Raw genomic sequence first — 10134 nt, forward strand, 5'->3', positions numbered from 1 at the left:
CGTGCTGCTTCGGCCACGCCAACACGCTCGGCCAGTTTCAGGGCTTCGGCTTTAAATTCTGCGGTATAGGTCTTGCGATTCTTTTTAGTTGTCATAGTCACCTCGTTATGTGATTTTACTCACTTAGCGCGGTGTACAGAACTACTGGATCAGATCATTTGTAGAATGGTAGTCAGGTCTACAATTAATTAGGTTATAAATTGCAGACTCAAGTGACAAAAGCTGAAAAGTTAATGGCCTCTTTTGCCAGTGCAGTGAAGGCGGGTGCTGGTGTTTATACCTCTGCTAAACTGGCTTATATGATGAATAAACAACAGACTACTGCCTTCACCAAATTTCTCGCAGACTGGGTAAAAGAAGCCTGGTGCGGCGGCTTACCTCAAGCCAAAGCATGTGTTGCTATGCATAGTCTGATTTCGGCAAATCAGCTGTAATACTTGGGCTAAGGGTTAAACTGTAGAGTTGCGTCTTTGTTTTATCGAATAAAAAGAGTAACTTAACTATGTATTTTTTAAGTTACCTCAAACTGTTCGAACATAGTAAGATGAGTCATCAAGCGAATTCAACTGACTGAGCCTGCACTACATGGAGTTTTTATGCCTGCCAATGATGATGTGATCAGCAGAAATAATGTCAAAATGATAGGCTCCGGGCAGCAGGTTATGCTGATGGCGCATGGTTTTGGCTGTAATCAGCTGATGTGGCGTTTTCTTACTCCAGAGCTAAGCAGTCAATACAAAATAGTGCTGTTTGATTATGTGGGGTCAGGTGCGTCAAACCTTGCTGCTTACTCCAGACAAAAGTATTCAGACCTGGAAGGTTATGCCCAGGATATTATTGATATTTGTATCGCCCTCGATTTACAGAATGTGGTGCTGGTTGGGCATTCAGTCAGTAGCATCATCAGTTTAATTGCTGCACAGCAGATCCCGGAGCGGATCCACAGCCTGGTGATGGTGTGCCCATCTCCCTGCTTTTTAAATGATCCTCCGGATTACATGGGAGGTTTTAATCCTGAAGATTTAAATGAACTCATTGATCTGATGGATAAAAACTACATTGGTTGGGCTCAGTATCTGGCACCTCTAGTCAGTGGCACTACAGAGAAAAATCGGGTGACCTCTGAGCTGACGGACAGCTTTTGCAGTACCAACCCTATTACTGCTAAAAACTTTGCCAAGGCGACATTTTTTTCTGATTATCGCAGCTTGTTGCCTCTGAATAGCCACCCTGTGCTGCTGTTACAAAGTGAAACCGATGCGCTGGCTTCGTTGTTTATTGGCGACTATATGCACAAAAATACGCCAAAGAGTTGTTTGCAAGTGGTGCCGGCCAAAGGCCATTGCCTGCATATGACGCATCCACAAGAAGTGGCCCGGCATATTCAGCGTTTTATGCAGTCGGCGCAGGTTGGTGAAAGCATTTTATGACAGTCGAATTTCCTCTGGACAACTTCCCTTCTGGCCTGATAGTCACCACAGTGGAAGATCGTCAAATCCTGTTTGCCAATCAGTACTTTTATAAAGTAAGCCAGCAAGAGCCACAAAGTGTGGAGCGTATTGGCCTGATATTTACGGCCGCTTCCAAAATTGTGATTGAAAGTTTTGTGATGCCTATGCTGTTGCATCAGGGCCATTGCGAAGAAATACAACTCACTCTTGAAACCAAATCTGCTGATCGGGTGCCGGTATTGGTGAATGCCCGTGTTGTGCAAGGCGACAAACCTGTCATTTATTGGGTGATCAGCACAGCACAGCAACGTGATGCTTTGTATCAGGAACTGGTGAATCTTCGTAACGATTTAGAACAAAGAGCCGAAAAGCTGGAAGTCTTATCACAAACCGATGAGCTGACAGGCTTAATGAACAGAAGAGCTTTTGTTGCCAGAGCTACAGCTATGATCAAACAAGCGCTGCGCAGTAAAATGTCGTATTCGTTTTTTATGCTCGACATCGACCACTTTAAGCAAATCAACGACCAACACGGCCACGATATAGGCGATGAAGTACTGCGGGAAATGGGCCAAATTCTGGCGAAAAACAGCAGAGAAAACGACGTGCTGGCCCGCATTGGTGGGGAAGAGTTTGCAATTGTTACCATAAATCAGGCCAGCGATTCACCTGTTAAATTCGCTGAAAAATTGTTGGCAGCAATACGCGCCGAAAAAATCCACGGTGTGGATATTACCCTAAGCCTGGGCCTTGCCATATCGGCAAAAGCATCCTTTGAGCAATTGTACAAAGGCGCAGATATTCTGCTGTACGAGGCAAAAAATCAGGGCCGTAACCAGCTGGTTTGCCGGGATATTGATCAGAGCTGATTCCGGTTTTGTGTGTCAGTGCTATGTTGGGCTTTTGTTGCACAATAGGTCTCGTTTAATTAATATCCAAGATTAAATTTTTGATATTTAAACTATTTATTTGTAGTGTGGGTTTACATATTGTTATAAATGCAGTTGAATGCTGTGGCGGGTTATTGCGGCCAGGGCATGTTTTAGAACAGACCCTGATTGAATAGTTGATTGCATTTATGCCTCTGAAAACTATAGTTTCCAACTAAGTTATCCGTAACGCTCCAGATTGAGTCACTAAGCCATCCAGCAGGATGGCAGAATGATAAGCAAAGGCAGAGACAGGACAGATAGAAGATAGAGCTTGTAAAAGCTGTTCAATAAAAATGCAATCTGAAAGGACTTGAACATGATGGACAACAGATGGTTTTGTATCCCTCGTCCAGTGAGACAACCAAAACTACGACTATTTTGCTTCCCTTATGCAGGCGGCAGTGCAACAACCTATTATCCTTGGGCAGCTATGCTTAATTCGGACGTGGAGCTGGTTGCCATACAACCACCAGGACGCTCCAGCAGACTAAGCGAGACTGCCTATTGCGATATGCACCCACTGGTCGATAGCTTGGTTGAGAACATTGTGCCTCTGTTGAATGTGCCATTTATCTTTTTCGGCCATAGTTTGGGCAGCCGGGTTGCTTATGAATTGGCCACCAGGTTAAAAGCGCGCCAACTGCCGACGCCGATGCAGTTTTTTGCTTCTGGTAGTCGTGCCCCTCATATAAGCGGGGAAGAAAAACAGCTTTATAATTTGCCAGATGAGGAATTTATCAGTGAATTACAAAGCTTAAACGGAACACCGGAAGAGGTGCTGCAAAATCGGGAGCTGATGCAGTTGTTTTTACCTTTATTAAGAGCAGACTTTCAGATCGCCGATACCTATGTATCAGACAAGACCGTTTTGAATTGCCCTATTACTATTCTGGCTGGTACAGAAGATGTTGGCATTAAGCCTGCCCATTTAGAGAGCTGGAAAGAACTCACATCCTCTGCTGGGGAGCTTCATTATGTTCCGGGCGATCATTTTTTTATTGAAAAAAATAAGCAGCTGGTTTTTCAGATCTTATCTGAAAAAATAGAGTCTGCTCTGACAAAAAGTGCAGCAGAAGTGCTGGCTGGTTCTGTAGCGAGCCTGCCGAAGTTGGCTATGAATCATTGAAAAATGTTATTCGTGGCTGCTGTAACAGTGCCATAGTTCTCAGAACATAATGGGAGTCACTAAAAGCTATGTCTTTTTTTACCCGATCAGAATCTCTTGTTGTCCCTGATGGTGCAGAGCATTTTCTGTCGTCTGTCGACATGGAGGTATTGGGGCCGAACTTTTATTTGGTGTATTGCCAATTTAGCCCTGAAGGTTTCAGGCCAGAGATGCATCAGTATCTGAGAGTTGCTGCAGAGCCAGGCTTAAACAATGCTGTGCTGAAACGCCGGTCTGAATTTCTGGCCGGACGTTTTGTCGCACGCCTTGCATTAGAGTATCTGCATATTCAGTCTTTTGGGCTTGGTATAGGCCAACACCGTCAGCCTTTGTGGCCTGCGGGGGTGGCGGGCAGTATTTCTCATACCAATACCCTGGCTTTGTGTGTGGTTTCTCCTTCACTTTGTTATCTTGGCATTGATAGTGAATTGCAACTGGCGCCAGAGCAGGCAAGAGAAATTTCTGCCAGTATTGCCACTATGGAGGAGTATCAAAAAATCACTGAAAAGGGGATGGATTTTAGTCTCGCGGTGAGCCTGCTGTTTTCTGCAAAGGAGAGCTTGTTTAAGGCTATTTTCCCCCGCGTTGGCCGTTATCTGGATTTTTCTACCTCAACACTGGTTGATATTGACACAGAAAAAAGACGGCTCAGATTACGACTGCAACAAGATTTACAGCAGGAGACTGGTTTTTATCATGATTTTGACTGCCATTACCTTGTCGGATCTGCTGATGTGTTGACACTGGTTTATGGGCCAGACTGATGTCAGAAATCAGGGGGTAAAATTAGTTTATTAAAGTGGCACAGATCAACCTTTAAGTTTTTTCTGGCTTGAATTTTGAACATCCCGACTCTCCTCTCAAAGGAAGAACAGAGATAAGGAATGTTATGGATCCCTTGCCTGAATAGGCTTTCGGTGCTATAAGGCCATTTTAGTTTTTAGGTGGTGTCATCCCTTGCAGTCAATCCCTTTAGATCTACAGCTATCTGCGGCGTTAAACACAGATGAATTTGACGGTTTACTGATTGATCAGCCATACGACTATACATCTATCTTTATTAGCAAAATACTGCCTGATGAAAGTAATCCGCGGTTTTTCCCCAGTGTCATTATCTCTGATTTGCATGCGTACCAGTTGGTAAGCAGAAAGTTGTCGAAAGGGCAGCTTGTCGCTTTATATGATGCAAAAGACAAAGTGGCGATTGGTAAGTCTTGTCTTGTGAACTGTTTTACTCAGGGCACTCAAGAATGGAAAAAAGCGAATCGTAGCATTGAGTCAATACTGGATCTGGCTCGCAATATAGCTGTATCTGAGATCATACAGGTACCTACAATCTATCCTGAATACAATGGAACTTACAAAGTACTGACTGGTCATCGTAGATTTTTTGCTATGGTGTATGCCAATGGCATTAATGGTGCAGCTTATTTTAAGGTGTACAACGAAAAACCTCTATTGCCGAAAACAAAGCAATTTCAGGAAAATGCCAGTCGGGAAGATTTACCTCAATACGGAAAATTGCAGGCATTTTTGGATGCCATGCAGGAAGTAGAGACGCTGTCTACCAGCAGAATACGTTTAGGTAAAAAACAACTGACGGTCAGGGAAACTGCAAACATGTTGGGCGTGTCTATGGGGGCTTATGACAACTACAATGTGTTAGTTCGTTATCCTGCAGTGATAGATGCGTATAATAATGGCAACACATTGCCATTTTTGAAAATGAAAAATATCGTTCTTACCACTGAAGCGAATTACAAAAAAAAGAAAGGACTGGCCCTGCTGTCGAACGTCCACAAAAGAGCAATTAACGCCGAAATTAAGTCGTTGTTGCAAGGTGACAAGCCTGCGAAAGACGCCGGGGTAAAACCTTACAAAATTGGTGCTATTAAATCGCCGCAGGTTCTTAAACAGTTACTGACTGCCAATGTCACACAGCTGGATACAGGCGTGGATTGGGAATCACTGGATTGGGAATCAGCTTCTGATGTGAATCAGGCATTGAGTCAGGTGCTTGGTTATTTGGAAAGCCAGGCAGAATAAGTGATGCTTAGTGGTACGTTGAGCAAAAGCTATTGCCTGATAAAAATCTGCACAGGTGCCTGCTGTAGTGGCTGACAAAAAAAGCAGGGCTCTAATAAACATCTTCTGGCGACCAGCAAGGGGTTGGTTAAGCTCTGATTGAACTGTGAAAAAATGCTCACAGAAATTCTTTATGTGCAGCTGGGTGAAGCCCTAATGCAAAGATTGGTCATCATCGGCAGGCATGCTTTGTGTTAAGTTTAAACTTGCCTCTTTTGCTTTAATGAGTTGCTCAAGGGCAAAGTATGGACATAAATACAGGCCATCACAACCATCTTTGTGGCCTTGCGTGTAAGCATCTGCAAATATCTCTCTTAATTCATTTGTTAACATTTTCATTTCATTTGGCTATTTTTGCTTCCATATTTACCTAATATATATATTAGTTTTCTGAAAGCAAGTGAATTTATTTTTTTCGTGACCAGACTTAAAACAGACATTGATCAACCTGAACTCGGGATAAGAAAATTTGAACTAATGGCCCTTCACGTGATCGGATCTTTCGACTAAGGTCAACCCCATCACACCGAAGGCCTATGCACAAGTTAGTGAAAGTGTTTTGCGATGTCGATGATTTTCAGACCTGAATGGGAAAAAACTCGGTTAACCGATGGCACACGCAAGCGTCGGCGCTCTGGCCGAATGACGATGAGCGAAGTCAAGACCATTATTATCTTCTTCCAAATGTCCCACCATCGTGATTTCAAAAACTTCTACACTGGCTCTCTTTTCCTATTTTATAAATCAGCGTTCCCAAATTTACTTAGCAATACCCGCTTTCTTGAGGTGATACTTACCGCCTTGGTGCCTCTTTGCAGCTACTTTGCCAGCTAGAAAAGTGAGCCAACTGGCATCGAATTTGTTGATTTCTCCAGCATCAAAGTTTGTCATAACTTGCGAATTCAGCGGCATAAAACCTTATCAGGACTGGCGAGCAGGGGCAAAGGCACGACTATGGATTTAAGCTGCATTTGATTGTGAATCATCAAGGAGGGATAGTGGCGGCCAAAATCACCCCAGCCAATGTACATGATACAAAGCCCTTCTCTGATATGGTCTACAGTTCGATGGATAAACTGTATGCTGATAAAAGCTACATCAGCAAAATCAGCAAAGCACTGTCCAGTGAGCTAATGGAAAAAGGCATCACACTGGTAACGAATGTGTGCAAAAACATGAAAGCAAAGTCACTATCCTTGTGGGATAGTGCGATGCTCTCAAGGCGCTTTATCATCGAAACCATCGCCGACCAGTTGAAAAATATCTCACAGATAGAACACTCTCAGCACCTCAGCGTCCATGGATTTGTGCTCAAGATGATATGATAGCAGGGCTCATCGTTTATCCATGGAAAGAAAATAAGCCAAAACTGAACATCACTAACGCAGAGTTTAATGCCATTACAGTAATGGCTCGTTAAAGCGATCTCAAATAATATCGCAACGGTTTACCATATCAGCCATAGCAACAGTTATTTTTCGTTCTCCCTCAAATGTATCTCTTCCATGTGCAATCAGCATATTATCGACCATATAATATATCGCCTTGTTCCCATGAAAAACGTCTTGCACATTCATGATAGGCATTATCAATATGACGGCCCCCAATAAGAAGATCCAAAGCAATGATGAATTTGGGCATGAGTAAAGACCTACGAGGGCCATGCCATGAAATCAAAACGTTTTTCTGTCGAACAGATCGTTTCTGCGATAAAACAACACGAAGCGGGGCTACCTATCGCTGATATTGCCCGCAAAATGGGGATTGCCGAGGGAGCATTCTACGCCTGGAAGAAAAAGTACTCTGGGCTTGAATCAGACCAAGTTCGTGAACTTAAGCAATTACGAGAGGAAAATGAAAAGCTTAAACGTATTGTTGCGGATTTAACCCTCGACAAGGTTATGTTGCAAGATCTCAATACCCGAAAGTGGTAAGCGTACCGCAGCGTCGCAAAGCGGTACGCCATCTGATAAGTCTTTATCGAATAAGTGAGCGGCGAGCATGCTCGTTGACTGGATTAAGTCGAACGGCGTGCAGGTATAGACAACGCTCAGAGCCTCAGGAAGCGCTTCGCCAGAAAATCGTAGCGATTGCCAGAGCGCGAGTCAGGTATGGCTACAAACGTATCCACATCATGTTGAAGCGTGAAGGGTTCCATGTGAACAAAAAGCGAGTGCAGCGCCTGTACTGCCTGGAGGTACTTCAGTTGCGGCCTAAGCGGCCTCGACGTAATGTCAGTGGTGCACATCGAAAACGTGATTACATCCCAAGCACAGGACCAAATGAGGCATGGGCAATGGACTTTGTGGCAGATCAGCTATCTACGGGTAACAAGTTCGGTATTCTGACCGTGGTCGATACCTACACAAGAGAATGTTTAGCAGCCGATGTCGGTGCGCGTTTACGTTCGGAAAATGTGGTCGCAACACTGACTAGGCTCTGTCAGGAACGAGGAGTTCCACAACGTATTTATTGCGATAATGGGAGTGAGTTTGCAGGGCAGATGGCAGATCTATGGGCATATACCAACAAGGTTACACTTGCATTTTCCCGTCCAGGGAAGCCAACAGACAACGCTTATATCGAGTCGTTTAATGGAAGCCTGCGTGATGAATGCTTGAACTGCCACTGGTTTGAATCACTGACCGATGCTAAATTGAAAATCGAAGCTTGGAAAAATGACTATAACAAGAGTCGACCTCATCAGGCTTTAAATAACCTGCCTCCTTTGCAGTTTGTGGCGTCCATTGAAAATTGCATAGCTCAATTCATTCTACGAGTGGTTCCAAAAATGGGGGCCTGTCACTAAAAAAGCTACCCAAAATGCGCATGTTATTATATTGTTTAGTAAAGCCTTTACTGCGCCAGAAAACTTAATAGAAACGTTAAATAGTTATATCCTTGCAGATGTCACTATTGATGATTTCCAAGAAAAATCAGCGGATGAGATAGAACTTACTTTATGACAGCTTTAGCTAAATTGTTAACAAGCTTTAAGTCGCTAGATATAAAACTCACTATTGACGACGATGATAAACTGGTTGTCAGAGGGAATAAGGCCAATTTGACCCCGGATTTGATTGGGCGGATAAACGCCAATAAAACGGAGTTGGTGGGGTTGTTAAAATCGGCAAAGTCTGGAGGGCAGAAGATAACCCCTCAGATGTTGCCGTTGGTGAAGCTAACGCAGCAAGATATTGATTATATAGTGGCCCATGTCCCCGGAGGCGTGGCCAATATTCAGGACATTTATCCGTTGGGGCCGTTGCAGCAAGCCATTTTGTTCCATCATATGATGGAACACGAAGGGGGAGATCCTTATGTGATGCCGATGTTGTTTAAGGCAAACACTCAGGCGGCATTTGAGCGATTTATCAAAGGCTTGCAGTTTGTCATGAATCGTCATGACATATTGCGGACTTTGGTCCTCTGGGCATCGTTACCAGAGGCGGTGCAGGTGGTGTTGCGTGAGGTGAGTTTGTCGGTGCAATGGATTGACACACCGACAGATGAGGCGCCGTTAAGTTTCATGGAAAGGCTGTGTGCACCAGAGTTACAGAATATGGCGCTTGACCAGGCACCGCTGGTTAAGGTGCAGGTAACCAAAGGGGCAGAGAGTGAGGAGCATTTTGTCCTTATTCAATTCCATCATATGGTATCAGACCATGTCGGTATAGATATTATTCAACAAGAACTGGCGGCCTTTGAGCGGGGGGACACCGCAGGGCTTGCCACTCCAATGCCTTATCGTGAGTTTATTGCCCATACCTTGCATTTAGCCGAGCAATATGATGCTGGCGCCTATTTTAAGGCAACGTTAGGGGATATCACACGCTCTTGTTTGCCTTTTGGCCTGAATGATATTCAAGGTGATGGCAGTCGCATTATTGAACGGCGGGAGGCGCTGCCAGAAGCGGTGTCTGAGCAATTGCGTGCAGCTGCTAAGCAAGCGAGAGTGAGTCCGGCGGTGTTGTTCCATGGAGCTTGGGGTTTATTGCTCAGTGGCTTCAGTGCTACTGAGGATGTGGTGTTCGGAACTGTGGTCTCAGGGCGCTTACAAGGGACGTCAGGTGCAGCGCATACCGTGGGTGTGTTTATGAACACCTTACCTTTAAGGGTACGCACGCATGATGGAGATGGAACTGTTTCGGAATTGGTGGCGCAGGTCCAGCGAACATTAGCCGAGTTATTGCCTTATGAGCAAGCGTCGTTGGCTGCGGCGCAACGTGCGACGTCGATAGTGGGTGATACGCCTTTGTTTAGTGGGATGTTGAACTATCGTCACTCAGCGTTGGGGGAAGCGATTGAGTCAGATGTGTTTTTGGTTGCAGGGCAGGAACGCAGTAACTATCCGGTGAGTTTGTTGGTGGATGATTTGGGTCAATCTTTTGCTGTGAGTGTGCAGTTGGATAGTGCGGTGGATGCTGTGCAGGTCATGCAGTGCACTCAGGCGTTGATAGCCAAACTCTCTGAGGCTTTATTGCATTCTCCTGAGATGCCT

Annotated in this window: 10 protein-coding genes and 1 pseudogene; 10 read left to right on the forward strand and 1 reads right to left on the reverse strand. The window is 44.7% G+C overall.

Annotated features, from left to right (window positions below):
• Positions 1-212: 212 nt before the first annotated feature.
• From J2W69_RS20305 to J2W69_RS20330, 6 genes are all read left to right on the forward strand, one after another.
• The gene (locus tag J2W69_RS20305) at positions 213-434 is read left to right on the forward strand and encodes a hypothetical protein (RefSeq protein ID WP_310282010.1); all 222 of its coding nucleotides are present in this window, start codon (positions 213-215) and stop codon (positions 432-434) included.
• A gap of 162 nt (positions 435-596) precedes the next feature.
• The gene (locus J2W69_RS20310) at positions 597-1430 is read left to right on the forward strand and encodes an alpha/beta fold hydrolase (RefSeq protein WP_310282012.1); all 834 of its coding nucleotides are present in this window, start codon (positions 597-599) and stop codon (positions 1428-1430) included.
• On the forward strand, positions 1427-2320 hold the full coding sequence (locus tag J2W69_RS20315; protein WP_310282015.1) for a GGDEF domain-containing protein: 894 nt from the start codon (positions 1427-1429) through the stop codon (positions 2318-2320). Before J2W69_RS20310 ends, J2W69_RS20315 begins: the two co-directional genes overlap by 4 nt.
• 379 nt (positions 2321-2699) lie before the next feature.
• Complete coding sequence (locus J2W69_RS20320) at positions 2700-3509, forward strand: thioesterase II family protein (RefSeq protein ID WP_310282030.1); 810 nt, start codon at positions 2700-2702, stop codon at positions 3507-3509.
• A 68-nt stretch (positions 3510-3577) separates the two neighbouring features.
• Positions 3578-4312: a 4'-phosphopantetheinyl transferase family protein gene (locus J2W69_RS20325; RefSeq protein ID WP_310282018.1), complete on the forward strand. Its 735-nt coding sequence runs from the start codon at positions 3578-3580 to the stop codon at positions 4310-4312.
• Between the two features lie 193 nt (positions 4313-4505).
• On the forward strand, positions 4506-5594 hold the full coding sequence (locus J2W69_RS20330) for a hypothetical protein (RefSeq protein WP_310282020.1): 1089 nt from the start codon (positions 4506-4508) through the stop codon (positions 5592-5594).
• A gap of 192 nt (positions 5595-5786) precedes the next feature.
• Here J2W69_RS20330 and J2W69_RS20335 read toward each other — a convergent pair whose 3' ends face one another.
• Positions 5787-5966: a hypothetical protein gene (locus J2W69_RS20335; RefSeq protein WP_310282022.1), complete on the reverse strand. Its 180-nt coding sequence runs from the start codon at positions 5964-5966 to the stop codon at positions 5787-5789.
• A gap of 231 nt (positions 5967-6197) precedes the next feature.
• Here J2W69_RS20335 and J2W69_RS20340 point away from each other — a divergent pair, with 231 nt between their 5' ends.
• The 4 genes and pseudogenes from J2W69_RS20340 to J2W69_RS20355 form a co-directional block, all read left to right on the forward strand.
• Complete coding sequence (locus J2W69_RS20340; RefSeq protein ID WP_310282024.1) at positions 6198-6467, forward strand: hypothetical protein; 270 nt, start codon at positions 6198-6200, stop codon at positions 6465-6467.
• 60 nt (positions 6468-6527) lie between these two features.
• Positions 6528-6958: pseudogene (locus J2W69_RS20345) on the forward strand (IS982 family transposase).
• 342 nt (positions 6959-7300) lie between these two features.
• Positions 7301-8442 (forward strand): IS3 family transposase gene (locus J2W69_RS20350; protein ID WP_310282026.1). Its coding sequence is split into 2 segments (ribosomal slippage): positions 7301-7550 and positions 7550-8442, totalling 1143 coding nucleotides; the frame shifts between segments, so codons are not numbered across the junction.
• Between the two features lie 153 nt (positions 8443-8595).
• Positions 8596-10134: condensation domain-containing protein (locus J2W69_RS20355; RefSeq protein WP_310282028.1), on the forward strand; the 1539-nt coding region annotated here is incomplete at its 3' end.

Origin of the sequence: Rheinheimera soli, assembly GCF_031457405.1 — a bacterium.
Lineage (GTDB): Bacteria > Pseudomonadota > Gammaproteobacteria > Enterobacterales > Alteromonadaceae > Pararheinheimera > Pararheinheimera soli_A.

Bases quoted from the DNA above. Each gene is read 5' to 3' on its own strand.
- J2W69_RS20310 (WP_310282012.1), top strand. From the start codon at position 597: ATGCCTGCCAATGATGATGTGATCAGCAGAAATAATGTCAAAATGATA.
- J2W69_RS20315 (WP_310282015.1), top strand. From the start codon at position 1,427: ATGACAGTCGAATTTCCTCTGGACAACTTCCCTTCTGGCCTGATAGTC.
- J2W69_RS20320 (WP_310282030.1), top strand. From the start codon at position 2,700: ATGATGGACAACAGATGGTTTTGTATCCCTCGTCCAGTGAGACAACCA.
- J2W69_RS20325 (WP_310282018.1), top strand. From the start codon at position 3,578: ATGTCTTTTTTTACCCGATCAGAATCTCTTGTTGTCCCTGATGGTGCA.
- J2W69_RS20335 (WP_310282022.1), bottom strand. From the start codon at position 5,966: ATGTTAACAAATGAATTAAGAGAGATATTTGCAGATGCTTACACGCAA.
- J2W69_RS20340 (WP_310282024.1), top strand. From the start codon at position 6,198: ATGTCGATGATTTTCAGACCTGAATGGGAAAAAACTCGGTTAACCGAT.